Raw genomic sequence first — 24,853 nt, forward strand, 5'->3', positions numbered from 1 at the left:
CCCTCCCCTTTAATAGTTCACCCATTTTTTCTGTCCAACAAATTGAATATACGTAATGATTAAAATGATGATAAACATCACTAACGAAATCGCAGAAGCATATCCTGTTCTTAATTCAATGAATGCTTGTTGATACAAATACACCACCGGTGTGATGGTTGAGTTAGCTGGTCCACCATTTGTTAAAACGATGATTAAATCAAACACTTTAAAGCTTGAGATAACACCTGTCACAAACAATAAGAAAGTTGTAGGTGACACGAGTGGAATCGTAATTTTTCTGAATTGTAACCAGGCACTGGCTCCATCCATTTGTGCAGCTTCATAGAGTTCTTTAGGTATATTCTGTAAGCCTGCTAGATAAATAATTAAATTAAAGCCGATTCCCGTCCAAATCATAATTAACATAACGGATGGAAGGGCAAAGGATACGTCCGCAATCCATCCAGGCGGATTCTCAATCCCAAGTGTCATCAATAATTGGTTAATCGGACCTTTAGTTGGGTGGAAAAGCACCTGAAACACAACCGCTACCGCAACCACGCTCGAGATAAACGGCATGAAGTAAATAACTTTAAACAAATCCTTTAAATACACATATTTGTTTATGATGACTGCTAATCCTAGAGAAAGCGTTAACGTTATTGGAATCGCTAGAATTAGGATCAGATTGTTGATTAATCCCTTAATGAATAAGGCATTGGTTAGTAGTTTCGAAAAATTTTCAAACCCTATAAAGTTAGCATTTGCATACCCCGCCACAAAATTCCAATCTGTGAAACTTAAAACAAATGATGCGAGGATAGGGAATAATACTAATATGGATGTTCCAATAAACATCGGGGCTATAAATGCATAGCCTGCAAGAATCTCCTTCCATCCATTAAAGGGACCACTCTTCTTTTTCTTCGTTTTTTTGTTTACTTGATTACTAGTTTTTTGTACGAGCTCTGTCCCGAACTTCGCTTCGCTACTCATGGTTTCACCTCTTCTTTTTGTAATATCTAGGATTGCTTTTAAGTATAGTTTCAGAAACCGCTTTCAACAATCAAGTATTTTTACATAATTGACAAATTTTTTACCTTTTTTTACACGTTTTGTGCATTTTTATAAAGAAATGTAGAAAAACAAAAAAAGACAGGGACATCCTATCTTTTATTTTTGTTATATGGTCTTTTTTTTACATATTTCGTAAAATACTTTGTTTAGTTAACAAATTATCTATGCAGGTTTATACAGACTCCTTATCTTTATACCTATATGATTTTGGAGACACACCATAAAATTTCTTAAATGTTTTTAAGAAATAACTTTTGTTGTCAAAGCCTAATTCGTATGCGATTTGTTCTACTGACTTTGACGAATGATCAAGTAATTCTGTTGCTTTTGCCATTTTTACCTTTGTTACATATTCAACAAAGCCTTCTCCCGTTTCTTTTTTAAACATTCTACTGAAATAACTTGAATTTAAATGTAAATGATCTGCTACATCTTTCAAAGAAATTTTTTCACTAAGATGTATTTGAACATATTTTTGTGCTTTTAAAATATCTTCATTTCTACTTGATAAATCACTTGATTGCAAATGTTCGCAAAACTTGTGGAAGATTACTTCTAAAACACCTTCTAAATGTTCTATGGTCTCGACATGTTGAATGTCATGATCTTTTATTTCGGGCGATTGACCGTCAAAATGATTGAGAACATTTAAGGAGAGTTTAATATCATAGATTAATTTAATGACCCAATCTTTGATGACCGCGGGAGAATATTTCTTTTCTTTTACTAGATTCAATTGTTGAGTAATACATTCCATGAGCTTATCTTTTCTATCTTTTAAGACTAACTCCCGTATTTTAGATGAGATCTCTACATAATTCTGAAAAATTGATTCGTTCGTGTATACAATCGGAGCGAAGTATTGAATACTATCATACTGATAATAAAATCGCTGTTCTTTGTTGTTAAGTAAAAGTCTCATGTTTTCAATCAATTCTTGGCCCCTTACATTTTGTTTTCCGATAACTGATGTAATAGAGACTTTCAAGATAGTGCGTAACTTAAAGTGAATAGCTTTCAGTATGGATTCAACCATACTTTTTGTATCTGTCGTCTTGTTATCTCGGATAAGTATATAAAATTGATTGTGCAGAAAGAAAATTTGTACCCCTCGTTGAGCATTAGTGGATACTTCCTCAAGAATATTATTTATACTAAATTGAAGTGATGTTTCATTTTCAAAGTGATTGATTGCTTCTTGATAGTGATCAATAAAGCAAAGCACTGGTGTATATCTTTCGTGTGAAAAGTCCATTCCTAAGAGTTCTTCTTGTTCTTTAAACCAAGATGTTGTTTCTAGTTCCTGCTCTTTCATTAGTTTTTCGATAAACTTTGATTTTAATGCTAGATTATTCTTTTCTAAAAAATGCGTTACGATTAACTGCTGATTATTTGTATATCTCTCTTCATCTAGCTTATTCTTTAGTCTTTCCAGTAAAGCAATGATATTCGATTCTTCTATTGTTTCTTTTAATATATAATCAAAAACTTCTAATTTTAATGCTTGTTGTGCGTAGTGAAATTCATCATGGCAGGAAAGAATAATATTATTTGAGTTTATTTTTGATTTTTTCAGATGTTCAATTAATTCGATTCCATTTAATTTTGGCATCCCAATATCGGTAAATAAAACATCAAAAGGATTTTCTTGTAAATATGCTAATGCAAGAGTACTATCATTAAAATGTGCAACAACCTTGAAACCATAGTCCTCCCATGGAATGAACCTCTTCAAAAATTCAATAACTAACACATCATCATCTACCAAGACTACTTTATACATTCTACTCACTCCTTACAAAGTATGATAGCGTTTTCCAAAACTAGTTGCAAGATAAATCTTGGAGGTTTAATGGTCACTAGAGCAAAAAAATAGAGAGTACACGAGTGTACTCTCTTTCAACATGCATATTCTATTTACTGATTCGCATCGACAATTGCTTGTACTCTTTTTTCAATATTTTTCATTGCCGTATCAAGATCCTGTTCACCGAGGAGATATAATTCTACCTCCGCACCAAATTCACTAATTGCTTCCGTATAATAAGAAGGAGGTGCTAATACATTATTAGGCTTTACTGCTGTAAGTGCATTTTTCAATGATTCTATATGAACTGCTTCTGGTTTTGTTGTTCCACTAACTACATTCTCCAACACTTTATCAAAATCTGCTTCCTTCCATGAAGGAACCCAGACTCCTTGTTCTATAATGCCTTCTGTAGTTAACCAACGCATAAATTCATAAGCCTCTTGCTTGTATTTTGAATTTTTTGCGATAGCAACAATATCGCCTCCCATAGTGGCAGTTGCTTCATCACTTTCATTATTTTTTGGCCATGGAGCCCAAGCAATCTCAAAATCAGGTGTAAATTGCCCCCATTCTGTAATCATAAAACTACCAGCAGGAACCATCGATGCTGATTGACTAAAGAATTGCTGACGATAATCTAGTTTTTGAGATAATATTTCAGAAAACGGTACAGATGACTTATCCACGTTTTCTAATTGATTTCGTAATTCCAGTGATGCACGTACCATAGGATCACTTACATTAGAAGTCCCATCTTCATTTAATAATAAGTTATCATCCTTTTTAGTAATCACTTTTAATACAGAATGAAATTGGTGCCATGTGTGTAAATATGAACCATAGTGCCCATCAGTCGTAAGCTTTTTAGCATATTCAGCGTAATCATCCCAAGTCCATTCAGTTGGAATCTCTAAGCCAGCTTCATCTAGATGTGCTTTATTCATCATTACAAGGTTCGTTACAGACTTCATTGGTAAACCGTAGTACTCACCATCAAATGTTGGATACCCATAATTATATACTTCCGTAACATCAATACCTTCTGCTTCAACAAATTCAGTGATTGGTTCAACAAGTCCAGCATCAATACGTTTTGCAAAGTCTTGAGCATTACTAAACATAATCAGGTCCATATTTTCTCCTGCAGATGCCATTAAATCCAATTGTTTGAAGTAATCCTGAGAATTCATATTCTCTACAAGCGGTATGGAATCCACTTTGATTCCTGGATTCTGTTCTTCATATTTCGCAATAACACTTTCCCATTTTCCAACATCTTCATTGATCCAGTGCACAAATTTTAATGTGATTTCGTCATCAGATGACTTTGACCCAGAGTCCTTTCCATCTGTTGAAGCATTATCATTTCCTGAGCAAGCGACTAACATAAACGATGTCAACAGACCAACAAGCAACATGAACCCCCATTTTTTCATTATAAAAGCCTCCCTTTAATTTAGGTTTTATATTAACTCCTCCTAATCGGTGGAGAAAATACCTGAATAGTCTCTAATTCCACATGTCTGTACAGCTTTCTGCAAACTGTATAGTTGCTCAATTCATGATCTAGCTTGTATGTTAATTTCATGGGATGCTTGCCATTACTAGAACCAATCAGCGTAACCAAGTTCTCTTAAATATTTCGCTGAAATCTCAAGAGATTCAAATGGATCACGTCCATATGTATCGTCTTGTTCAATTAAAAAGTATTGTGCACCACTACCAAGACCTGCTTCTATCATTGCAGCAATATCCAAATTTCCTTCACCAAGTTCTGCAAATTCTATAATGTTATTAAATTTGTTTCTGAAAACTTCTCTATCTTTAACGTCTTCTGGATTAAATTCGAACGAAGTGATTCGATAATCTTTTAAATGCAGTAATGAAATACGATTTTTGTAGCGTTCAATAATATTTACAGGATTTTCACCAGCACGCTGAATCCAATGAACGTCAAGCTCAAATCCAAGTTTAGAAGTGTTTTCTTTCATTAAGTCTAGTAAGTACTTTCCGTCATATTTTTCAAATTCAACATGGTGAGTATGATAATATAATTCAATATCATGCTCTGCTAAACGATTCGCCATTTCTTCTGCTCTTCCGATAAAGCCCATAATTTTATCTTTGTCACCCATTACTGTAAAAGGAAGCATTCCAATCCGTACAAAATGACAGTCGAGAGTTTTGCAGTCATTTACGACTTTATCAAAATGAGTGGTCAGTGCCTCTCCAGGTGCATTTTCATACATAGGCTCTAATGCTGCAGATAAAGCTGCAATTTTTATATTAAAGTCTTGACTTGCTCTTTTTAATTCCGCTACATTCTCTTCCGTCATTGGAATTTGGGACACCTCAACTGCACCAAATCCAAGCTCATAAAGCTTTTTCATTGTTTCATAGACGCCAAGCTCTTCTACTTTTTGCTTAAGCATCATCATTTGAACACCAATTTTACCTTTTTTCATTTGTTTACCTCCATATTAGTTGGAAAAATTAACCCCATTCATAGTCGTATTGTTGGAGTAACCAGATTAATTAGCCGATTAAAATATATAAAAGAAATCGTACTAGTGTTTGAAATTGAGAGAGATTGGATATTCTCTCAATTTCAAACTTGTGTATTCTAATTATTTATTGGCATCTACGATAGCTTGTACCTTTTTTTCAATATTCTTCATCGTTGTATCAAGGTCTTGTTCACCAAGAAGATAGAGTTCAACCTCTGCTCCATATTCGGTATATACTTCCGTAATGTATGATGCTGGTGCATATACATTAGTAGGATTTACTGAAGAAATTGCATGTTTCAAAGATTCCATATGAACTGCTTCTGGTTTTGCAGTTCCATTTACCATTGTTTCTAGCACCTTATCTAAATCTGCTTCCTTCCATGACGGCATAAAAATTCCTTGTTCTACAATCCCTTCCGTTGACAACCAACGCATGAAATCATATGCCTCTTGTTTATGCTTAGAGCTTTTAGCAATTGAAATGACATCCCCAGACATTGGTGCAAGATTTTTATCACTTTCATTGTTTTTTGGCCATGGTGCCCATGCCATTTCAAATTCAGGATTAAATTGCCCCCACTCCGTTACCATATAAGTACCGACTGGAACCATTGATGCCGACTGGCTAAAGAATTGCTGACGATAATCTAGCTTTTGAGATAAAATTTCAGTAAATGGTACGGAAGTTTTATCCACATTTTCTAATTGATTTCGGAATTCTATTGATGCACGTAACATCGGATCATCCGCATTCGATGAACCATCATCCTTTAAAATCATGTTAGTATCTTCTTTCCCCATCAGTTTCAAAATAGAATGGAAGTGATGCCAAGAGTGTAAATAAGATCCATAGTGCTCATCAGTCGTTAACTTTTTAGCATATTCTGCATAGTCGTCCCAAGTCCATTCTGTCGGAATCTCTAAACCTGCCTCATCAAGATGCGATTTGTTAAGCATCACTAACATTGTGTTGTTTTTCATCGGTAATCCATAATGCTTACCATCAATAGTCGGTAAACTGTTATTGTATACTTCATTAATATCGATTCCTTCTGATTCAACAAATTCAGTGAGTGGCTCTACTAGACCTGCATCTACTCTTTTTACATATTCATTCACATTATTAAGTAAAATGACATCAATTTTATCGCCTGCTGACGACATTAAATCTAATTGCTTATAATAATCTAAAGAGTTCATATTTTCCACAAGTGGCATGGAGTTTACTTTAATACCAGGATTTTCTTCCTCATATTTCGCAATCACTTCTTCCCATTTTCCAACATCTTCATTAATCCAGTGGACAAAGTTTAGCGTAACTTCTCCGTCAGATGAGTTTGATGCATCATCGCTACTTCCACAAGCTACTAACATAAACATGGACGAAAGTCCAACCAACAACAAGAACATCCATTTTTTCAATTTAATAGCCCCCCTTAATTTATGGAAAAAATATCAACTCTACTACAAGGAGAAGAGTTGATACCTTATCCTTTTCCTATCCTTTAACCCCACCGAGTTGTATCCCTTCAATAACGTTTTTCTGTCCGATTATGAAGATGATAAGTAGTGGTAGAATCGCAGATACGGCTCCTGCCATCATTAACGAATAAACGCTTCCATGTTCATCCGCAAAGCTCTGTACACCTAGCTGAATCGTATATAGCTCTTTTGTTCTTAAGAAAATTAGTGGGTTTTGGAAGTCATTCCATGTCCAAATAAATCGTAAGATCGCATAAGTTGCAATCGCAGGTCTTACCAACGGTAATGCAATCGATGCAAAAATTCGAAAGTGTCCTGCCCCATCCATTCTCGCTGATTCAATGATTTCATTACTAATACCGAGGTAGAATTGACGTAACATAAACGTTCCAAACACACTAAAACTATTTAATAAAATCAAACCAGTATGCGTATCATACAGACCTAACCATCTATACAATAGAAATTGTGTAACTAACAGTGTTTGAGGTGGAATCATGAATGTTGCCAATACAATTAAGAAGATCAAATCTCTTCCTTTAAAATTGATTTTCGCAAATCCATAAGCCGCTAAACACGAAACCGTACATGAGATTAAAGTGGTCAGTACCGTAACCTTAATTGAATTCCAGTATAAAAGTAGGAACGGCATTGAGCCTGTCCACACTTCTTTATAGTTCTCAATCGCATTCCACGTTTGGGGAATCCACTGGATTGGAAAAGTTAAAACATCCTCTTCCACTTTTAAAGAAGCAGAGATCATCCACAAAAATGGCATTAGAAAAGCAATTCCTATTAGAGCCATAATTACTGTCATTATTAACTTTCGCATATCTAATCGTGCTACCATCTTGACTGCTCCCTCCCCTTTAATAGTTCACCCATTTTTTCTGTCCAACAAATTGAATATACGTAATGATTAAAATGATGATAAACATCACTAACGAAATCGCAGAAGCATATCCTGTTCTTAATTCAATGAATGCTTGTTGATACAAATACACCACCGGTGTGATGGTTGAGTTAGCTGGTCCACCATTTGTTAAAACGATGATTAAATCAAACACTTTAAAGCTTGAGATAACACCTGTCACAAACAATAAGAAAGTTGTAGGTGACACGAGTGGAATCGTAATTTTTCTGAATTGTAACCAGGCACTGGCTCCATCCATTTGTGCAGCTTCATAGAGTTCTTTAGGTATATTCTGTAAGCCTGCTAGATAAATAATTAAATTAAAGCCGATTCCCGTCCAAATCATAATTAACATAACGGATGGAAGGGCAAAGGATACGTCCGCAATCCATCCAGGCGGATTCTCAATCCCAAGTGTCATCAATAATTGGTTAATCGGACCTTTAGTTGGGTGGAAAAGCACCTGAAACACAACCGCTACCGCAACCACGCTCGAGATAAACGGCATGAAGTAAATAACTTTAAACAAATCCTTTAAATACACATATTTGTTTATGATGACTGCTAATCCTAGAGAAAGCGTTAACGTTATTGGAATCGCTAGAATTAGGATCAGATTGTTGATTAATCCCTTAATGAATAAGGCATTGGTTAGTAGTTTCGAAAAATTTTCAAACCCTATAAAGTTAGCATTTGCATACCCCGCCACAAAATTCCAATCTGTGAAACTTAAAACAAATGATGCGAGGATAGGGAATAATACTAATATGGATGTTCCAATAAACATCGGGGCTATAAATGCATAGCCTGCAAGAATCTCCTTCCATCCATTAAACGGACCACTCTTCTTTTTCTTTGTTCTTTTGTTTACTTGATTACTAGTTTTTTGTACGAGCTCTGTCCCGAACTTCGCTTCGCTACTCATGGTTTCCACCTCTCCTTTTTTGAAGATTTAGAACTTTTGTCGTAGCCTAAGTATAGTGGTTGTAATCGCTTTCAACAATTAACTATTTTTACATTACTGGTATTTTTTTTACCTTCTCTACACTTTTTTTGTAATTTTCTTACTTTATTATCGATAACCTCATTCGAAATTGACCTATTTTTTACTTTCAAAGAAATATTTTTACCTTCTTCCAAAAAAGAAAACGCTTTTATTTATTGCGTGATATATTATTGATAAGGAGGGATCATTATGCAATTAGGGTCATTTTCAAGCTCAGTTTTTACCTTTTGTGAATGGGTAGCAAGACTTGCTTATTTAAATATTTTATGGATTCTATTTACGATAGGTGGTTTAGTGATTTTCGGAGTTTTTCCAGCTACCATTGCAATGTTAGCTACATTACGACAATTCATAAATAAGAATGAACCACCAGTGTTCAAGACCTTTTGGACTTATTATAAAAAGGAGTTTTTAGGTAGTAATAAATTAGGCTTAATCATTAGCGTTATCGGTTTGATTTTGTATATGAATATCAGTTTTTTACAATCTACATCTAGCGAGATGTCTGGTTTCCTTTTTTATTCAAGTCTAGTCATGTGCTGTATTTATATTCTCATCATTTGCTATGCAATGGCTTCCTATGTTGAATTTGAACAATCATTAGGAACTCATCTAAAAAATGCTTTTCTTATTACAATCTACAGTCCAGTACCAAGTCTTCTCATTATTTTTGGCTTTGCTGCCGTATACTTTGCTGTGACTAACGTATCTGGCTTAGGATTCTTTTTTAGTATGAGTTTGCTGGGTCTTGTGATTCTCTCTTCCGCAAATCTCGCGTATAAAAAAGTGGCTAAGAAACAAGAACAATTGAGTAATGGAGTTTAAATTTAATGTTAACTATATATGGAAAATAAAAGATTTGTTTGATGTGAAGTTAGCTTCATCCTAGTCCCAAATGGAGGATAGGATGAAGCTAACTTTTTTGAAAATATTCAGTTTCCACGGTCATAAAGAAAGGTAGGTTTTTGGTTAAATGAGAAATAAGGCTTTTATTACTTTAACTTTTATATCCATTTTATGGGGAATCAATTATCCTATAAGTGCTTTTCTGCTTCAAAGTTTCTCACCTGTTTTTTTATCTACTATACGTATTTCTTGCACATCTATTATTCTAATCCTAATTGCGATTAGCCAGAAAGGAATAAGACGTCCAACAGTAACAGAATGGAAACTGTTATTGGGTGCTGGAATCTTTGGTACTTTAATAAACCAAATCTTCTTTTTTACAGGCTTACAGCATACAACATCAGCAAATGCGTCACTAATTATCGCATTGGCCCCCATCACAACGATTTTCTTAGAGCGCATTGTGTTTAAAGAGAAATTAACATATAAAAAAATTATTGGTGCCATGATCAGTTTAGTAGGAGTGTTCTCGATAATCGGTATAACAAGCAGATCACTAGAAATATCATGGGGGGATTTAAATATATTAATAGCGATGTTCTCTTTATCTATTAGCATCTTATTTATACGAGCCCTTTCTAAAAATATGAACTCTTTTTTCATAACCGTTTTTGCTACTGTTCTTGGTAGTCTCTTTATGATTCCAGCTGCAGGTGTTGAAGCAATTATTAGTGAAACGGTAATTAGCTACTCCATATTGCTTTGGTTATTATTAATATCTTCGGCTATTATTACTCAAGGTATGGCTGGATTTTTGTGGAATAAATCTGTCGGAGAAGTCGGTGCTGGAACGGCATCAATGTTCATGAACATTCCACCATTTGTTGCAATTCTTGCTGCCTATTTTATTTTAGGGGATCCAATTTTGGCTCGCCAAATTGTTGGTGGACTCCTTGTTTTATTTGGAGTTTATATTGCCAATAAACCTTCAGGTAAACATGAAATCGTACTGAAGCCAAGCAAAAGTGTATAAAACGATAAAAAGAGTACCTACATATTCTAAAAAAAGAGGAAATTCTCTACTATGAGAACTTCCTCTTTTTTAAACCTTCTTAGCAATCACATCTTCATCAATCTCAATTCTTGTAAAAACTCATTTGTCGCTGCATCTAATTCTTTTATTATACTATTTACATTATTATTTCTACTGCCACTATTAACAGCCTGAATGACCTCTTTCGTGAGATCGTGTATTTTTCGATGCGGTTCATACATTGTCCGTACTGCCTCATGTGAAAGATCTTTTTGTTTTATATTTTCCAAATATCTTCCCATATTACAAGTAGTGTGTTCACCTAAACTATGCTCATTTAGTTTCACAAATCCACAAGCCGCATTGTATGCTTTCCATTTAAATAGAAGATGGTCAACTGCCGTTACTTCTTTAATATGTTCACCATTTAAATCTTTAAAATAAGGGAGAGCCATCTCTTTACAATCCTGAAGCATACTACTTACATCGTATATCCCCTGACCTGTTTTTATACATGCATCATTTAGGGCCTGAGTTTGAATGTTCATTTCAGAAAGCCTACTGGTGATTTCCTGAGTAGTAGCTGTTTGCTCTTCGACATTTGCGGAGATTTCCTCAAAAACTGTTGATATGTTTCCTAATGACTTTTCTAATTGATTCATAGATAGAACAGCCTGATTAATTTGCTCTTTCCCTTTTGAAAAAACAGTAACCGCCCCAGTAATTGTTTGTTCAGATACTCCAATTTCTCCTCTTAACTTGGTCACCATATCCTTAATATAGTTGGCCGATTGTTTCGTATTATCGGCTAATTTTTTTATTTCCTCAGCCACCACCGAGAATCCACGACCTGCCTCTCCTGATCGTGCTGCCTCAATGCTCGCATTTAATGCAAGTAGATTGGTTTGTCCCGCCACATTATTGATTATATTAACAACATTCTCAATTTCCTTTGTAACTTCTACTACATTCTGCATTTTATCTTGAACTGCCTTTATCTCTTCAAATGATTGATTAATATATGTAAAGGAACCATTAATCGTATCAAGTGAACTCGTTGAAATAGAAATCGTCTCATTTGTTGTATTTAATGAGGTTTGAACAAAATTAGAGATATGCTCGATTGAAGCACTCATTTCCTCACTGCTTGCAGCCACATCATCCATCGATGACTTCTGCACAGAAATATGATCTACCATGTCTTTCACGTAATCCATTTGAGTCACAAATTCTATTATTTCAATATTTTTCATGAATTGCGCTCTAATTTGAGAATTTTTTAACTCAAGTAGTTTATTGATCCACACTTCTATTTCACTATCACCAGATAAATAAGGAACTTCACCTGATAAACCATCATAGTTTTCATTTTGTTTATATACTCGTTGTAATTCCTCTACTAAATATTTTGTGAACGCTTCCTCTTTATTCGTCTCTTCTTTTTTTTTGGTTAAAAGAAACATATATTTTGTCCCCCTTAAAATGATAAGTATAATAGGCTAGTACATTTAGTATACCTCCCAAACTAAAAGGATGCTATCAATAATTGTAGGAAACTAAAGTGTCATTCCATATAAAAAAGGATAAACACCAATACTGTTTATCCTTTTTTTGATACTTATTTTTTTGTTTTATTTTTAGGATTTCTCGATTTTAGCGCCTTTGGTTTTTGTTTCTGTTCTCGTGCGTCCACAATTTCACCTTTATAAAAGTCCTTTTTAGTGAACGTAATCCCTAGGTCATAGCCCATTTTTTTAAGGAAGCTTTCTTCACGGGCATTAACAATAGAAATAACAACCCCTTCTTTCCCCATCCGGCCTGTCCTGCCTGAGCGGTGAACATATTGTTCAACTGTTTTTGGAAAGTCAAAATGGACGACATAGGTAACATCTTGAATGTCTAAACCTCTTGCTGCTACATCTGTTGTTAACAATAACGGAATCTTTCCAGCACGGAAATTTTTCATCGATTGCTGACGTTCTTGTTTCTTCGCTTCTCCAGCAAGTACCGCTACGTCGATATGGTTATAGGTTAACTTTGCCTCAATTTCTTCAACCTTATCGAGACTTTTAATAAAGGCAATTACTTTATCAGGTTCGGTGTACATTATTTTACGAAGTACATCAATCTTATCCCGCTGCTCACATAGGAAGTAAATGTGCGATATGTTTTCCAGATTGAGCTTCCGTTGAATTCTAATCGTCTCTGGATTGTTCATTAAGGATTTAGCTGTTTTTTCAGTTTTCTCCGAGATTGTCGCAGAAAAAAATAAAATTTGCCGATCCCTTAATGTTGATTTGATAATGCTTTGAAGATTGGAAAGATGCTCATTCGAAACGAGTTGATCTGCTTCATCGACAATGACAGTTGTCACTTCATGCATTTTCATTTTTTTCATATTAATAAGTTCAATAATTCGTCCAGTTGTTCCAACAACAATTTGAGGACGCTCCTTCAACTTCTCGACTTGCTTCTTAATATTGGCACCTCCAATAAAGGCACTACTTACTATATTTGTACCTTTCGTCCACTTTTTTACCTCATCAAAAATTTGCATGACAAGTTCACGGGATGGAGCCAAGATGATAATTTGAATGCCGTTCTTTGTTTCATCAAGCTTTTGAATGGCTGGAAGTAAATAGGAAAGAGTTTTACCAGTTCCTGTCGGTGATTCACAAATGACGTCCTTCCCTTCCAGGATTGCTGGAATCGCTTTTTCTTGAATACTTGTTGGTGCTTCAAATCCAGATTCCTGCCAGATTTTCTGTATAAAAGGTTTCATTTCTTCTAATTGAGACCAATTTGACATGTTATGTACCTTCCTTACTAAGTTCACTTTTAATTGGGTTAGTTTTTATTCTAACTATCTTTTGGTTAAAGTGCAAAATTAACCGGGAACAGGGAGGTTGTTTTGGTGGTTTACGATAAGGAGATCAGTGAGATAGCTTTAACTGGTGTAGAGTATACCCTTTTTTCTAATTTCTAGGAAATAGTGGTATTCAAGAGTTGGCGGAATGTATTTAACCTCCTAATTTATGGGGGATGGTGGTAGTTCAGAGTCGTTGGAGTACACTCGATATCCTAATTACTGGGAATTAGTGATACTCCAGTGTCAGTGGAGCATACTCACTATCCTATTTTCTGGAAGATGGTAGTAGTCCAGAGTTGTTGGAGTACATTTAACCTCCTAATTACTGGAAGATGGAGATACTCCAGAGTCAGTGGAGTACACTCAAACTCCTATTTTTTGGAATTTGATGTTGCTCCAGTGTCGTTGGAGTACAATCAACCTCCTATTTACTGGAAGCTGGTGATACTCCAGAGTCGCTAGAGTACATCCAATTCCCTAATTTCTGTAAAATAGTAGTATTCCAGAACCGCTGGAACACTACTATTATCAAAAAATATTTTCTGTTAATAGATGGTGTTTCCTATAAGTTTCTTGTTTCTGTCTACACTTCATTTTTGTTATGTCTGTAATGGAAAAACCACATTCCAACTGCAAATATAGTAGCAATGCAAAAAGCCTGTATAAAATTTTCTAGAAAGTCGAATGAACCGTGGTTTAAATAATCGAAAAATATTAAAATGATATATATCCCTAAAAAATAGACTATATTCCATCGAAAAGGTTTAATTCTAAACACTCCTAACATATATTAAATACTTCCAATATTTACATAATAATACATTTTATATAAATTACAACTGCAGAGTGTTAGTTCATTTAAAATATCGAGGAGAGAGCCTGTCCTCTTTGATCCCCAAAAAAAGCTGAATCACATGAGCGATTCAGCTTTTTTATATTATCTTGCCAACCAGCCACCATCAACAGCTAGTGTATGACCGTTCACATAATCAGATGCACGGCTTGCTAGAAATACAACTGTTCCCATTAAATCTGCTGGGCTAGCCCAGCGGCCAGCAGGAATTCGGGATAGGATTTCTGCATTGCGTTTTTCATCTGCACGGATTTGTTTCGTGTTGTTTGTTGCTACATATCCTGGTGCTATAGCATTTGTTTGGATTCCATACTCAGCAAGCTCATTTGCAAATGACTTTGTAAGACCGTGCACAGCATGCTTACTTGCAGTGTATGGAGGTACAAATTTTCCTCCTTGGTATGAGAGCATAGAAGCGATATTGATGATTTTTCCACTTTTCTGTTCGACCATTACTTTCGCTGCCTCTTGACTTAAAAAGTACAAAGAATTTAAGTTAAGGTCGATAACTGCATCCCAGTCTTCTTCCTTATACTCTAGGATTGGCGAACGACGGATTGTGCCTGCGTTATTTACTAATATATCAACTTTTCCATATGCTTTCACACATGCTGCTACTACTTCTTTTGCATTTTCACGTTTAGATAAATCTGTTTGAAAAAATTCGACACGACGGCCTTCTTTTTCAATTAATTCTCTAGTTTCATCCCAGCTAGTGCCATGTGTCGTAATGAACAAGTCTGCTCCTGCTTTTGCTAAGGCAACCGCAAAGCCTTGACCTAGTCCAGTAGCTCCGCCAGTTACGATCGCAATCTTTCCAGTAAGCGAGAAAAAGTCTAACGAGAAATCAGATAATTGAGTTGCCATGTTGATAAGCCTCCTATCAGGTGCGCCTTGGCGTATGCCTACTCAGATTTTTTCAGGTCCACGCGATACTTATCACAAAGACAAGCTTGCATGTAGTGATTGTTAGTCTTTAGACATAAATTTAAAAATCAGTGCATCAGCCAGAGGCTAACATCATTTAGTCGGGGTTGGTCCCCGACTGAAATAATGTGTTTTTTATATTTTCTCTAACATTATAAATATGGAATTTTATTAAATAACGCTCTTATCTTAAGTCTTCCATTGGTACTACATCCATGTCAGTGTAAGTGATGTTTTCTCCACACATACCCCAAATGAATGTATAGTTGCTTGTAGCAGTACCAGTATGGATTGACCAACTTGGAGAAATAGCTGCTTGTTCATTCTTCATAACAAGATGTCTTGTTTCGTTTGGTTGACCCATGAAGTGGAATACACGAGTTTCTGGTTCCATATCAAAGTATAAGTAAACTTCCATTCTACGCTCATGTGTATGACATGGCATTGTATTCCAAACGCTTCCTGGTGAAAGCATTGTTAGACCCATTTGTAGTTGGTTACTTTCACATACATTTGGATGCACATATTGATAGATTTTACGCTCGTTCAATGTTCCAGGCTCGCCTGCTTCTAATGGTGTAATTTCATTAATATCAATTTTTACAGTTGGATACTTGTGGTGTGCTGGCGCTGAATTGATATAAAACTTTGCTGGATTGTTTGGGTCCTTAGAAGTGAATAAAACTTCTTTCGTTCCCTTTCCAACATATAGTCCATCGCGACGAACCATATTGTACTCTTGACCATCAAGGATGACCATTCCTTCGCCACCGATGTTAATAATTCCTAATTCACGGCGTTCTAAGAAATACTCTACCCCTAATTCTTTATCTAGTTTAATCGTTAATTCTTTGTCAATAGGCGTTACCCCACCAAAGATCATGCGATCATTATGTGTATATGTTAATTTCACTTCACCAGGCTCGAAAATAGTTTCCACCAAAAATTGTTTTCTTAACTCATCTGTATTAAATCTCTTGATTTCCTCGGGATGATTTGCATAACGTGTTTCCATTTTTGTTTCTTCCATTTCATATTCCTCCTAATATAATAATTAATATTTGAATATCTTATCGGTCGATTTTACCTGTAGCGCTTTCAGAAAACGCTTTAATATCTTCTTCCGAAAAGACATTGCTATCTCCATGGACGGTATGTTTCAATGCAGAAGCTGCAGTACCAAAGGTAACAATTTGCTCGGGTTCTTTTCCCTCTAAAATTCCATATAGAATTCCAGAAGCATAGGCATCTCCGCCTCCAACACGATCAACGATAGGGTTGATATCGTGTACTCGTGATTGATACAATTTCCCATTCACATATAAATTTCCTTGTAATGTATTATGTGAAGCGGAAATTACTTTTCTAGTAGTCGAATACATAAACTGGATGTTAGGATACATCTCAGATATTTTTCCATAATAGTGGGTTAGTTTCCCTGAATGATCTAAATCTTCATCCGCTGTTTCGATTCCTAATAGATTGTGTGCATCCAATTCACCACATGAACAAATATCAACATATGGTAAGAAGGGTTGGATTGCATCTCGTGCTTCCTCTAAATTCCACAATTTTGCCCGGTAGTTAAAGTCAAAACTAGTTTGTACGCCTAATTCCTTTGCCATTTTTAAGCCTTCTAATGTTAAACGCTGCAAGACTGGTGAAAGTGCAGGTGTGATTCCTGTTACATGAAAAAGCTCTGCACCTCGCAAAATTTTAGCAAAATCAATTTCTTCGGCTGAAAGCTGTGCAAAACTGGAACTTTTACGATCATATGTGACCTGCGCACTTCTTTCTCCTACACCAGTTTCCAGGTAGTATGTACCTAAACGTTCTCCACCTTTTAAAAGGTAATCTGTATGAACGCCATATGAATGCAGATGTCTTTCATATGCATAACCAAGCGGGTTATTTGGTACTTTACCTACAAAATAGACATCATAACCAAAATTTGAAAGGGATGCTCCTACGTTTGCTTCAGCTCCACCGTAATTCAGAGTTAGCTGGTTTGCTTGAAAAAGGCGTTCGCCCAAATTAGTTGAAAAACGAAGTAAGGGTTCTCCAAATGTAACAATCTTTTTTTTCATATGTTACGCCCCTCTTGCTTCTTTGACTTTCGCAACATATAGTGCTGCAAATTCTGTTATTTTCGCGTAATCTCCTGTTTTGGCAGGAGCAACCAAATTCCCACCTACGCCAACAGCAACGACTCCATTTTTAATCCAATGATCAATGTTATCTAGGCTTACTCCACCTGTTGGCATGATATTTACTTGTGGAAGTGGCGCCTTAACCGCCTTCACAAAATCTGGCCCAAATGCATTCCCTGGAAAGAGCTTGATAATATCGGCACCAGATTCAAGGGCTTGTTTCATTTCGGTAATAGTCAAGCAACCTGGCATATAGGGAACTTGATACAAGTTACATAGTTTAGCAGTCTCTTCATCAAAACTTGGGCTAACAACAAATTGCGCGCCTGCTAGGATTGCAATTCTAGCTGTTGTAACGTCAAGAACTGTCCCTGCACCAATTACAACCTCACTATTTTTGTAGATGGATGTAAGTTCTTTAATCACTTCATCAGCACCAGCAACTGTAAACGTCACCTCAATTCCAATGATCCCCCCCTCTACACAGCTTTCTGAGATTTTAACTGCTTCTTCTTTTGAGTCCGCTCGAACAACAGCGACAACTCCGCAATCTGCAATTTTTGAGAGTACATTTATTTTTTTCATGGTTGACTCAAAACCCCTTGACAATTTCCTATTTGGAAATTAAATTTATTATATAGAAACTTTAAAGCTATTATATAAAATCATGAAAAGGATTTCAATAGATATATTAATTATTTCAAAAATTATAAAAAGGAATTGATTATTTTGACACAAAAAAAACAGCCATATGGGACCGTCCTAATAAAAGCCGATTACATTTTAAAGTATCTTTCCTCAGTTGACAGGCCACAAAGCCTTCAACAAATTGCAAAGGCAACAGAATTAACAAGTTCGACAGCTTTAAAGATTCTAGACACACTCCAATTAATAGGCTATGTACAAAAAGACACGGAAACGAAAAAATTCCTTCTAGGTAAATCAATCATAACGTATGCAAACAAAGCATTAAATCAAACTGAAATTAAAGAAATTGCACAACCCTATCTAGAGAAACTTAGAAAAGAAACAACGGAAACTGTACATCTAGGGATTCTCGATCAAACAAGCATTATTTATATAACCAAACTTGAGAGCTTTAATCCTATCTCATTATACTCACGCGTCGGAAAATCAATCCCGCTCTATTGTTCAGCTATGGGGAAAGCCATACTTGCTGAACAGACAGATGAGCAGATTGAAGAGTACTTAAACAGCATTACATTAGAAAAAAAGACGGAGAACACCATAACAAATAAAGAAGACTTTATGAAGGAAATCAATGACATTCGCCAAAAAAAATATTCTTTTGACAATGAAGAGCATGAGGCAGATGTCTTTTGTGTGGGAGCAAGTATCACAGTTAATGGAAAAAACCACGGAGCATTCAGTGTCAGTGTTCCAAAATACCGAATCACCGATGAATTTATTCAACAAATTATCGAGAATGTACTCGCTTGCAAAAATGGAATTGAGAGTGAGCTCAACTAACTTACAGTGGTTATCGAAACAGATTTTTCAACAAGGAACCTAACCTAATTACCAAGGGTTTTACAAAATTATATAAACTATCAAAATATTTATTGACCATTTTACCTCTCTCTGCTATTATACCAATATATTAAAAATCGATGACGAGAAAGAGTAAGATAAGAAGTCTGTTCTCCAGAGAGTCGACAGTTGCTGAAAGTCGATGTTCAGAGCTTATCTGAAAATCATCTCCGAGGTGCAAAGCTGAAGAAAGTAAGCTTTGACGGGAGTCCGCCGTTACAAGGAACACGTATGATCGTACGTTAGTGAGTGTCATAGTCTATTTTCATTCGACTATGGAATCAGGGTGGTATCGCGAGTTAACCTCGTCCCTTTTATAGGGGCGAGGTTTTTTGTTTTTGTAAATAAAAAGAGCTGCCTGGGTTAATTATTTTAAAATAACTTTCAAGGAGAGGATTCAGATGAAGAAATGGGACACTTTATTTATTGGGTTTATGTTATTCTCAATGTTTTTTGGAGCTGGTAATTTAATTTTCCCTCCGTTTTTAGGGGCTGGTGCAGGTACGAACTTTTGGGCTGGTATGCTAGGATTTATTGTAACAGGTGTAGGATTGCCAGTTATTGTGATCTTTGCTGTTTCACTTGTAAAAGGTGGAGCTGTGGCAATGGCGAATCGTGTTCATCCAATTTTTAGTACTGCTTTTATGGTAGCCGTGTATTTATGTATCGGACCATTCCTTGCCATTCCTAGGAATGCAAATGTTGCGTTTGAAATGGGCATTACCCCATTTGTACCTGAGTCATCTAATACTGCTCTTGTTCTTTTGCTTTTTTCAGCTATTTTCTTCGGGGTTGTATATTTTATTAGCTTAAATCCAAGCAAAATGGAAAAATACATGGGACGTCTAATTGCTCCAGCCTTGGTAATAGCGATTGTCATTTTAATCGTAGTTGGTCTATTTAAAATCGATACTTCGTTACTAAGTCCAACAGAAGGTTACCAAACTGGTGCATTCTTCACTGGGTTCCTTGAAGGCTATAATACGATGGATGCTCTTGCTGCATTAGCTTTTGGAATTGTAATCTTAAACTCCATTCAAAAAAGAGGAATCGAAAATCGTTCACAGTTAACAAAATATACGTTTAAAGCTGGTATCATTGCAGGAGTTTTGTTATCAGCAATTTATGTTGGAATTGGATTAATTGGTGCCAAAATGGCAGGGCTCACCACATTTGATGATGGAACAGACATTTTGTCATCTGCAGCTACTCTTCTTTTTGGAAAAAGTGGAACTGTTCTGCTTGGCCTCATTTTTACTTTAGCTTGTTTCACAACTGTTGTTGGATTAACAACTGCTTGTGGACAGTATTTTTCAAATTTAATCCCAAAGGCAAGCTATAAAACAGTTGTACTGCTTGTAACATTAGTTGGTTTTACACTTTCAAACCTTGGATTAGCGCAGATTTTAAAAATATCGGTTCCATTCTTGGTGATGACGTACCCTCTATTAATCATGTTGGTTGTATTAACTTTCTTTAATCGTTACTATAGAAATGTAAAAGCCGTATATGGCTCAGCTTTTGTTTTTACTGGAGTATTTGCACTTATCAGTGGTTTAAATGCATTTGGACTTACACTAGGACCTATTCAAGATGTAAAAAACATGTTACCTCTAGCATCCGTGGGGTTGGAATGGATTGTACCTGCCCTTCTGGGAACAGCTTTAGGGCTTGTGCTGAGTCGATTTAGTAAAAAGGAAGTAATGGTTAAATAAAAGTTTTACAATAAAAGTAAAAAGGATAGATTCCACCCTTGGGTACCTATCCTTTTTTTAGGTTCTAAATCAAATGTTGGGGTTTTAGGCTACCGCGCTACGCTTGGTGGCCTCTATAAAAAATGATGGATGGTACCATTCATCATTTTTTATAGAGGAGAATCACACCAACTCGGTTAACCAATATGTACCCCAATTCTTTTATACTTGTGTGTTAATAAAATCTTCGCCCTAAAGCGTTCAAAAACTCTAAATCCATAAGCATTTCTCTTTAGAACTTTGGTTGAATTATTAATTCCCTCTAAAAACCCATTTGAATATTCATAGGCAAAGCTATTTAATACTTCAACTTGCCAATTTTGTATGGTCTTTATTGCTTTAATCATTTCAGGTATCTTTGAATCCTCAATTAACTTATATAGTTCTTCCAATTCCTTTTTAACCATACTGATACTGTTTTTTCCGTTTTCTTTGGCACGTAAAAACCAAGAACGATATGCCTCTTTAATTTCATATGCTTGTTTGAGTTCATTCGACATCTCCAAGTAACGATTTAAATGCCATTTCTCATCCTTAGTTAAGCGTTGGCAGTCTTTATGAAAGACATGTTTCATACGTTTACACTTTTTACGGTCGTAGCCATGAAATTGGTTTTGTACTCGACGTCTTACTCCATCAAGCCCCCAATAGATGTAACGACAAAAATGAAATCTATCAGCTACAATAACAGGTTTACCTAATGCCTCTTGAACGGCTGCTTTAAAGGAATGATTCATATCCATTATGACTATTTGCACTCTAGATCCGTGCTTTCTTAAGTAGTCTTTTATCGTACGTTTATAACGATTTGGTAGAATATCAATCGGTTCTTTTGTTATCCCATTCGCAATGATTAACTGGTATTTCCCTTCGCGGGTATCACCCTTGTATTCATCAATAGCTATAACTGTAGGTAATTCTTCCACCGGATGAATTTCACTTCGTGAAATTTGATCGAATCGACGTATAATGGTTGAAGATGAACACCCGTAGATTTCAGCTGTTTCCTTAAATGTTTTTCCTTTAATTGCTTTAATTGATATAGCTTGATTCCATTCTATTGAGGTACGTTGATAACGCATGACAAAAGGATTTTTCTCTGAAAAACGTTTCCCACATTCACAGACATATCGTCTACGCTTATAAAAGATTTGGGTTTTTCTTTCAAACCACTTTAAGTGTTGAATTTTTTGTATACGATAGTCATGAATTTTACTCGTCCTTTGATTACATTTAGGGCACCGATGTACTTTTCGCTCCATTTCAACGTACAGGCGGATAACTTCGCCCACTTCTTCAACATTGGTTAGGATAGACCCTTTTAATCCAGGAATAATCATGGTAAAATCCATATACACGCAACTCCATTCTTTAGACTTGTTTCTCGACAATTCAAGTATAAAAGAATGAGGAGTTTGCGTGTTTTTTTATGCACACAAAATTTTGTTTAAACCCCAACAAATATTATAGAGCCTTTTTTTAGTCTGTCTTGATTTCTAATAGTTTTTGACGTAGTTCAGATTCCATTGAGGCTAGCTCATGTTCTGCCTGACGTCGCTTGTTTCGTCCTTCTTCCTGGATACGCAGCGTCTCTTCTAATGTGGAAATAAGGTTTTCCTTCGTTCTCTTCAGTGTTTCTATATCCACTAAACCACGTTCATTTTCCCGTGCTGTTTCAATCGTATTACTCTTAAGCATTTCAGCATTCTTAAGTAAGAGTTCATTCGTAGTTTTCGAAACTTGCTTTTGTGCCTCAACTGCATGACGTTGTCTAATTAAGGTTAATGCGATTGCCACTTGGTTTTTCCATAACGGAATCGCCGTCATAATGGATGATTGAATCTTTTCAACAAGTGCTTGGTTTGTGTTTTGTATTAAACGAATTTGCGGTGCACTTTGAATCGTGATTTCTCTACTTAGTTTTAGATCATGTACCCGCTTCTCAAGACGATCTGCAAATTGGACCATGTCATTTACTTCTTGCACCTTCATTTGGTCATTCGTAGCTTCTGCCTGTTTTTTTAATTCAGGAATAAGTTTTTGATGCATCTCTTCAAGTTTTAGTTCTCCCGCTGCAATGTATACATTCAACGCATCAAAATAGTCCTTATTGTTATCGTAAAGTTTATCAAGAATGGCAATGTCTGAAAGTAATACATTTTTACTTCTCTCAAGCTTTACACTAATTCGATCAATCTGTGCCCCTGTTTTTTGATATTTAGATAATACCTCTTGAACAGAATTTGAGATCTTACCAAACATTCTTGCTAGCACAGAACGTTTTTCCATATTTAACTCTTCAGGCTTCATATCATCTAGACGCTTCATGAGGTCTGAGATAATTTTTCCTACTTCGCCCACATCATTTTTTTGCACATGCTCTAGCATGGTATTCGAAAAAGACAGTAGCTTGTTTTGAGCTGGTGTTCCATATGAAATCATGGCTTGGTGATTCGTTGGATCGATTTGTTTCGCAAGCTGTAATGCTTTTTCTTTATTTTCTTCAGGCAGCACATCTACTAAACGAACAGGCTCCTTTTTCTCCTCTTGTGTTAAGATTATAGGATTTTCTTGTTCTTCTTTAGTCTCAGCAAATGGATTTGCAAGTAATTCATCCATTAAATTAGCAGTCTCTTCGGCTTTGCGAGAATTCTGTTCACTCATACTCGTTTACCTCCTGTTTTGATCAATAAACTGTGTTTCATTCGCTTGCTTATTCGAATTTTTGGCTACATCAATTTCAAAATGTAGGTCATCTATATCATTCGAGAGCATTTTGTGTAAATCCTTTTCAATAGTACGCGTTAATTCTTCAAGTACTCTTCTCGTTTCATGTAGTGTCCGCTCAAGCTCACTATTTTTCTTCGGTTGTGATGAAAGAAAAGCATATTTCTCCGACAACTCCACAACTGAATCAAGATGAGAAAAATAGAATCTTTCTGCTTTGTAAAAGCGTCTCGGTTCACTTTTAGATAAGCGATAGATTTTTTTTGTAACACGAAGCAAATCTACTCTCTGCTTTAATGACGGGATATGACGAATGGCGAAAAGGGATTTATTAAGTCTAGCAAGTTTCTTCTTTGCTTCTTTTAAATTTCTCTCAATATATTGATATTCCTTCCTTGTTAAACGATGTTTTCGTAAAAAAGCCTGTTTCATGATGACAGATGTTCCGAAGTAGGCGATACCGCCCCCTAATAACGCATATCCAGACGAAAGGAGAAACGTTTGATCAAATGCAAAAAAACTTACTAACCAAACAGTAACCGTTGTCGGTACTGAAATGAACGTTTTAACAATAAAAGCGAGAAATGAATTCATTTAATCGACTCCTAACATTTAAGTCTTACTATTATATACGGACCAAAGCGAACATTGGTTTCAAAAAATTATAAGGGAAAATTTGGTGGTTTTTTCTGTTTTTTAGTGTGTAACTCTGTCCTACGAAATTTGTTACTTTAGGTTGAAGAGCAGCGGCGTTTTGCTCTTTCATTCGCTCAATGAAGAGCTTTGCTAACGCTGGTGGGCGAACTTTTCCTCTTCATTCGCTCAATGAAGAGCTTTGCTAACGCTGGAGAGCTATCTTTTCCTCTTCATTCGCTCAATGAAGAGCTTTGCTAACGCTGGAGAGCTATCTTTTCCTCTTCATTCGCTTAATGAAGAGTTTTTCTGACGCTGGAGAGCTATCTTTCCCTCTTCATCCCCTCGATGATGAGCTTTACTGCGGCTGGAGAGCTACTTTTTCCTCTTCATTCGCTTGATGATGAGCTTTGCTGTGGCTGGAGAGCCACCTTTCCCTCTTCATCCCCTCGATGATGAGCTTTACTGCGGCTGGAGAGCTACTTTTTCCTCTTCATTCGCTTGATGATGAGCTTTGCTGTGGCTGGAGAGCCACCTTTCCCTCTTCATATCCTTGATGAACGAGATTTCTCCTGCACTCGCGCTTATTTTTATCCCTCCCCCACTTTAGTGGCGGGATTGCTCAAGCATACACTTATCTCCATCTATATCTACTAGCTGGTGGAGTTCAAGAAGAGATCACACAAACCCCTTTATAAAGTTTTCCTCAAATTAACTATACAATAAGATA

At 35.9% G+C, this 24,853-nt stretch carries 20 protein-coding genes, 1 pseudogene and 1 other annotated feature; of the genes and pseudogenes, 4 read left to right on the forward strand and 17 right to left on the reverse strand.

Features of this window, described 5'->3' with window-relative positions; genetic code table 11:
* Positions 1–9: 9 nt before the first annotated feature.
* The 7 genes from ACWPVE_RS04580 to ACWPVE_RS04610 all read right to left on the reverse strand — a co-directional run bounded on the left by ACWPVE_RS04580 (position 10) and on the right by ACWPVE_RS04610 (position 8,699).
* The gene (locus ACWPVE_RS04580; RefSeq protein WP_453991106.1) at positions 10–978 is read right to left on the reverse strand and encodes a carbohydrate ABC transporter permease; all 969 of its coding nucleotides are present in this window, start codon (positions 976–978) and stop codon (positions 10–12) included.
* Between the two features lie 253 nt (positions 979–1,231).
* Positions 1,232–2,842, reverse strand: coding sequence for a response regulator transcription factor (locus tag ACWPVE_RS04585; protein WP_453991108.1), 1,611 nt, complete (start codon positions 2,840–2,842; stop codon positions 1,232–1,234).
* A gap of 134 nt (positions 2,843–2,976) precedes the next feature.
* Positions 2,977–4,305, reverse strand: coding sequence for an ABC transporter substrate-binding protein (locus ACWPVE_RS04590; protein ID WP_453991111.1), 1,329 nt, complete (start codon positions 4,303–4,305; stop codon positions 2,977–2,979).
* 168 nt (positions 4,306–4,473) lie between these two features.
* Positions 4,474–5,334: a sugar phosphate isomerase/epimerase family protein gene (locus tag ACWPVE_RS04595; protein WP_453991113.1), complete on the reverse strand. Its 861-nt coding sequence runs from the start codon at positions 5,332–5,334 to the stop codon at positions 4,474–4,476.
* 162 nt (positions 5,335–5,496) lie between these two features.
* A complete protein-coding gene (locus tag ACWPVE_RS04600) occupies positions 5,497–6,801 on the reverse strand; it encodes an ABC transporter substrate-binding protein (protein WP_453991115.1) in 1,305 nt (434 codons plus the stop codon).
* A gap of 76 nt (positions 6,802–6,877) precedes the next feature.
* The gene (locus tag ACWPVE_RS04605) at positions 6,878–7,711 is read right to left on the reverse strand and encodes a carbohydrate ABC transporter permease (RefSeq protein ID WP_453991104.1); all 834 of its coding nucleotides are present in this window, start codon (positions 7,709–7,711) and stop codon (positions 6,878–6,880) included.
* Positions 7,712–7,730: 19 nt separating this feature from the next.
* Positions 7,731–8,699 carry a carbohydrate ABC transporter permease gene (locus ACWPVE_RS04610; protein ID WP_453991117.1) on the reverse strand — a complete coding sequence of 323 codons (969 nt, stop codon included), beginning with the start codon at positions 8,697–8,699 and terminating at the stop codon, positions 7,731–7,733.
* Between the two features lie 270 nt (positions 8,700–8,969).
* Here ACWPVE_RS04610 and ACWPVE_RS04615 point away from each other — a divergent pair, with 270 nt between their 5' ends.
* Complete coding sequence (locus tag ACWPVE_RS04615) at positions 8,970–9,605, forward strand: YesL family protein (protein WP_453991119.1); 636 nt, start codon at positions 8,970–8,972, stop codon at positions 9,603–9,605.
* Positions 9,606–9,753: 148 nt separating this feature from the next.
* The gene (locus ACWPVE_RS04620; protein ID WP_453991121.1) at positions 9,754–10,659 is read left to right on the forward strand and encodes a DMT family transporter; all 906 of its coding nucleotides are present in this window, start codon (positions 9,754–9,756) and stop codon (positions 10,657–10,659) included.
* An 86-nt stretch (positions 10,660–10,745) separates the two neighbouring features.
* Here ACWPVE_RS04620 and ACWPVE_RS04625 read toward each other — a convergent pair whose 3' ends face one another.
* The 7 genes and pseudogenes from ACWPVE_RS04625 to ACWPVE_RS04655 all read right to left on the reverse strand — a co-directional run bounded on the left by ACWPVE_RS04625 (position 10,746) and on the right by ACWPVE_RS04655 (position 18,043).
* The gene (locus ACWPVE_RS04625; protein WP_453997352.1) at positions 10,746–11,207 is read right to left on the reverse strand and encodes a CZB domain-containing protein; all 462 of its coding nucleotides are present in this window, start codon (positions 11,205–11,207) and stop codon (positions 10,746–10,748) included.
* 54 nt (positions 11,208–11,261) lie between these two features.
* Positions 11,262–12,122, reverse strand: a pseudogene (locus ACWPVE_RS04630) (methyl-accepting chemotaxis protein); the annotation flags it as partial.
* Positions 12,123–12,277: 155 nt separating this feature from the next.
* The gene (locus ACWPVE_RS04635; protein WP_453991123.1) at positions 12,278–13,468 is read right to left on the reverse strand and encodes a DEAD/DEAH box helicase; all 1,191 of its coding nucleotides are present in this window, start codon (positions 13,466–13,468) and stop codon (positions 12,278–12,280) included.
* Between the two features lie 997 nt (positions 13,469–14,465).
* A complete protein-coding gene (gene kduD, locus ACWPVE_RS04640) occupies positions 14,466–15,248 on the reverse strand; it encodes a 2-dehydro-3-deoxy-D-gluconate 5-dehydrogenase KduD (RefSeq protein WP_453991125.1) in 783 nt (260 codons plus the stop codon).
* A 244-nt stretch (positions 15,249–15,492) separates the two neighbouring features.
* Positions 15,493–16,323 (reverse strand): 5-dehydro-4-deoxy-D-glucuronate isomerase, encoded by an 831-nt coding sequence (kduI, locus tag ACWPVE_RS04645; RefSeq protein ID WP_453997354.1) that lies wholly within the window; start codon positions 16,321–16,323, stop codon positions 15,493–15,495.
* A 55-nt stretch (positions 16,324–16,378) separates the two neighbouring features.
* Positions 16,379–17,395, reverse strand: a complete 1,017-nt coding sequence (locus ACWPVE_RS04650) for a PfkB family carbohydrate kinase (RefSeq protein ID WP_453991127.1) — start codon at positions 17,393–17,395, stop codon at positions 16,379–16,381.
* A gap of 3 nt (positions 17,396–17,398) precedes the next feature.
* Positions 17,399–18,043 (reverse strand): bifunctional 2-keto-4-hydroxyglutarate aldolase/2-keto-3-deoxy-6-phosphogluconate aldolase, encoded by a 645-nt coding sequence (locus ACWPVE_RS04655; RefSeq protein ID WP_453991129.1) that lies wholly within the window; start codon positions 18,041–18,043, stop codon positions 17,399–17,401.
* Between the two features lie 144 nt (positions 18,044–18,187).
* Here ACWPVE_RS04655 and ACWPVE_RS04660 point away from each other — a divergent pair, with 144 nt between their 5' ends.
* Both ACWPVE_RS04660 and brnQ read left to right on the forward strand, forming a co-directional pair.
* Positions 18,188–18,949, forward strand: coding sequence for an IclR family transcriptional regulator (locus ACWPVE_RS04660; RefSeq protein ID WP_453991131.1), 762 nt, complete (start codon positions 18,188–18,190; stop codon positions 18,947–18,949).
* Between the two features lie 131 nt (positions 18,950–19,080).
* Positions 19,081–19,325, forward strand: a binding site (T-box leader).
* Positions 19,326–19,410: 85 nt separating this feature from the next.
* The gene (gene brnQ, locus ACWPVE_RS04665; protein WP_453991133.1) at positions 19,411–20,724 is read left to right on the forward strand and encodes a branched-chain amino acid transport system II carrier protein; all 1,314 of its coding nucleotides are present in this window, start codon (positions 19,411–19,413) and stop codon (positions 20,722–20,724) included.
* Positions 20,725–20,900: 176 nt separating this feature from the next.
* Here brnQ and ACWPVE_RS04670 read toward each other — a convergent pair whose 3' ends face one another.
* The 3 genes from ACWPVE_RS04670 to ACWPVE_RS04680 all read right to left on the reverse strand — a co-directional run bounded on the left by ACWPVE_RS04670 (position 20,901) and on the right by ACWPVE_RS04680 (position 24,084).
* On the reverse strand, positions 20,901–22,121 hold the full coding sequence (locus tag ACWPVE_RS04670) for an ISL3 family transposase (protein ID WP_453991135.1): 1,221 nt from the start codon (positions 22,119–22,121) through the stop codon (positions 20,901–20,903).
* A 121-nt stretch (positions 22,122–22,242) separates the two neighbouring features.
* Positions 22,243–23,427: a toxic anion resistance protein gene (locus tag ACWPVE_RS04675; RefSeq protein WP_453991137.1), complete on the reverse strand. Its 1,185-nt coding sequence runs from the start codon at positions 23,425–23,427 to the stop codon at positions 22,243–22,245.
* A gap of 6 nt (positions 23,428–23,433) precedes the next feature.
* Positions 23,434–24,084, reverse strand: coding sequence for a 5-bromo-4-chloroindolyl phosphate hydrolysis family protein (locus ACWPVE_RS04680; RefSeq protein WP_453991139.1), 651 nt, complete (start codon positions 24,082–24,084; stop codon positions 23,434–23,436).
* Positions 24,085–24,853 lie beyond the last annotated feature (769 nt).

This window comes from Bacillus nitroreducens, assembly GCF_964021195.1.

Bases quoted from the DNA above. Each gene is read 5' to 3' on its own strand.
- kduI (WP_453997354.1), bottom strand. From the start codon at position 16,323: ATGGAAACACGTTATGCAAATCATCCCGAGGAAATCAAGAGATTTAAT.
- ACWPVE_RS04655 (WP_453991129.1), bottom strand. From the start codon at position 18,043: ATGAAAAAAATAAATGTACTCTCAAAAATTGCAGATTGCGGAGTTGTC.
- ACWPVE_RS04585 (WP_453991108.1), bottom strand. From the start codon at position 2,842: ATGTATAAAGTAGTCTTGGTAGATGATGATGTGTTAGTTATTGAATTT.
- ACWPVE_RS04590 (WP_453991111.1), bottom strand. From the start codon at position 4,305: ATGAAAAAATGGGGGTTCATGTTGCTTGTTGGTCTGTTGACATCGTTT.
- brnQ (WP_453991133.1), top strand. From the start codon at position 19,411: ATGAAGAAATGGGACACTTTATTTATTGGGTTTATGTTATTCTCAATG.
- ACWPVE_RS04605 (WP_453991104.1), bottom strand. From the start codon at position 7,711: ATGGTAGCACGATTAGATATGCGAAAGTTAATAATGACAGTAATTATG.
- ACWPVE_RS04625 (WP_453997352.1), bottom strand. From the start codon at position 11,207: ATGAACATTCAAACTCAGGCCCTAAATGATGCATGTATAAAAACAGGT.
- ACWPVE_RS04595 (WP_453991113.1), bottom strand. From the start codon at position 5,334: ATGAAAAAAGGTAAAATTGGTGTTCAAATGATGATGCTTAAGCAAAAA.
- ACWPVE_RS04615 (WP_453991119.1), top strand. From the start codon at position 8,970: ATGCAATTAGGGTCATTTTCAAGCTCAGTTTTTACCTTTTGTGAATGG.
- ACWPVE_RS04680 (WP_453991139.1), bottom strand. From the start codon at position 24,084: ATGAATTCATTTCTCGCTTTTATTGTTAAAACGTTCATTTCAGTACCG.
- ACWPVE_RS04675 (WP_453991137.1), bottom strand. From the start codon at position 23,427: ATGAGTGAACAGAATTCTCGCAAAGCCGAAGAGACTGCTAATTTAATG.
- ACWPVE_RS04610 (WP_453991117.1), bottom strand. From the start codon at position 8,699: ATGAGTAGCGAAGCGAAGTTCGGGACAGAGCTCGTACAAAAAACTAGT.
- ACWPVE_RS04635 (WP_453991123.1), bottom strand. From the start codon at position 13,468: ATGTCAAATTGGTCTCAATTAGAAGAAATGAAACCTTTTATACAGAAA.
- kduD (WP_453991125.1), bottom strand. From the start codon at position 15,248: ATGGCAACTCAATTATCTGATTTCTCGTTAGACTTTTTCTCGCTTACT.
- ACWPVE_RS04620 (WP_453991121.1), top strand. From the start codon at position 9,754: ATGAGAAATAAGGCTTTTATTACTTTAACTTTTATATCCATTTTATGG.
- ACWPVE_RS04580 (WP_453991106.1), bottom strand. From the start codon at position 978: ATGAGTAGCGAAGCGAAGTTCGGGACAGAGCTCGTACAAAAAACTAGT.
- ACWPVE_RS04650 (WP_453991127.1), bottom strand. From the start codon at position 17,395: ATGAAAAAAAAGATTGTTACATTTGGAGAACCCTTACTTCGTTTTTCA.